We start from the raw sequence: 1,830 nt of genomic DNA, 5'->3' as shown, positions 1-1,830 counted from the left end.
ATGGTCGTGGGCATCATCGGCGCGTTCTTCGGCGTGCTGGCGTAAGGACCCGGCCTATTATTTGCCCCCAAGGGAAACGGCGACCCATTGCGGTCGCCGTTTTTTATTACCGAAAGCTAGTTGGAGGTGCTTCGTGATTCGATCTGACAATCCACCCGAAAATGGCGTGAGCGGGGCGATGTATCTATTTGGCACGGCGCTCTTGTGGAGTTTTATCGGCATCCTCGTTCGCGCCAATTCGCAGTCAGCTCTTTTGATCGGTGCCGTCACGGCAATATTTATGGCGCTCTTTATCCTGCTCGTCGGCAGACCCGTCCTTCGCGTCAGCCGTCTTATTGTCCTTGTGGCCGTCTGCAACTTCGTGACGGGCACCACGTTTAACTTTGCCAACCAGCTCACGACGGTCGGCAACGCGATCGTTCTGCAGTACACCTCGATGATTTTCGTTATCGTGTATCAATCGCTCGCAACTCGCACGTTGCCCTCGCCTGCGAAGATTGCCTCCGTGGTGGTTGCTTTTACGGGTATGGGACTTTTCTTTTTAGGTGATTTGAGCGCCGAGGGCATGCTCGGAAATCTGCTTGCCGTCATTTCGGGCGCCACCTTTGGGCTGTGTTTCTTTTTAAACTCTCGCCCCGATGCGTCGCCCATGGTGTCCTCGCTCATCTCCTGCGGCATCTCGATACTTCCGATCGTCTATTTTGCCGGCGACCTAGGCTCCGTGAAACCCTTTGAGTGGGGGCTTATGCTGGTGCATGGCCTTTTTTGCAGCGGCCTTGCGAGTGTGCTGTATGCCAAGGGGATTGCGCGCACCAACGCGTTTGCGGCCAACTTGGTTTGCATGAGTGAGGTCGTGCTCGCTCCCTGCTGGTCGGCGCTCCTCTTTGGCGAGGTCTTTCGCTGGAACGAGTTTTTGGGCGCAGCGATGATCGTTTTGGTGATTGTGGCCAACTTGGCATCCGATGCTTTTGGCGACGGCTTTCTGGTGGCGCTTGTCCGCCATCGAAACAAAGAGCGTGCCTAATGGGATGCGCCTGCCGTTTACGGTAAAAAACACCCCGCTGAGCGACTGGTATTAAATAAGGCGAACCTGCATACCTATAATTGGTATCAAATCATTTGTGCCTGGCATGGGTGTTAGCAGCACACCAGGTACGCTTCGAGCCGTGGAATCGAACTCCCGGAATTGATATCAACAACGCGCGCGACGGGAGTGACGACGGTTCGAGATTCCTTATTGGGAGGAATTATGCTTGTCCAAGCAATCCTCGTCGGCTTAGTCGGAGCGTTTGGATGCCTCGACTACCAGCTCGGCACCCTCTACGCGTTCCGCCCCATCGTCCTGTGCCCGCTCGTGGGCCTGGTGCTGGGGGACCTGCAGACTGGCCTTGCCGTTGGCGCCAGCCTGGAGTTGCTGTTCATGGGCTCGATTTCCATCGGCGCCTACGTGCCGCCTAACGAAACCGTCGGCGGCGTGCTCGCCTGCGCGTTTGCCATTCAGCTCGGTCAGGGTACCGAGACGGCCATCGCGCTCGCCATGCCCATCGCCGTCCTTGCGCTGACGATCGGCAACATTACCAATGCCTTGTTCCCTGTGTTTGTCGATATGGCAGACAAGTTCGCCCTCAAGGGAAACCTCAAAGGCATCTACGCCGTTCATTGGGGAATTGGAATCTGGGGCTGCGTCGAGTACTTCCTGCTGTGCGGCGGCGCCTTCTATTTGGGTTCCGACGCCATCCAGGGCCTGCTCGACTTCATCCCGCCCTTCATCATCGACGGTTGCGGCGTTGCCGCCAACATCCTGCCGGCCATGGGCTTCGCCATGCTCGG

General features: G+C 57.2%; 2 protein-coding genes. Both read left to right on the top strand.

Translation table 11 applies throughout. From position 1 onward, the window contains the following. Window positions 1-133 precede the first annotated feature (133 nt). Complete coding sequence (locus DWZ15_RS10245) at window positions 134-1,024, top strand: DMT family transporter (RefSeq protein WP_233544797.1); 891 nt, start codon at window positions 134-136, stop codon at window positions 1,022-1,024. Window positions 1,025-1,249: 225 nt separating this feature from the next. Then, on the top strand, window positions 1,250-1,830 hold a 581-nt coding region (locus DWZ15_RS10240), incomplete at its 3' end, for a PTS sugar transporter subunit IIC (RefSeq protein ID WP_147324174.1).

This window comes from Collinsella sp. AF29-7AC (genome assembly GCF_003475665.1).
Classification (GTDB): domain Bacteria; phylum Actinomycetota; class Coriobacteriia; order Coriobacteriales; family Coriobacteriaceae; genus Collinsella.
This window is presented reverse-complemented; position numbering and strand designations above follow the sequence as displayed.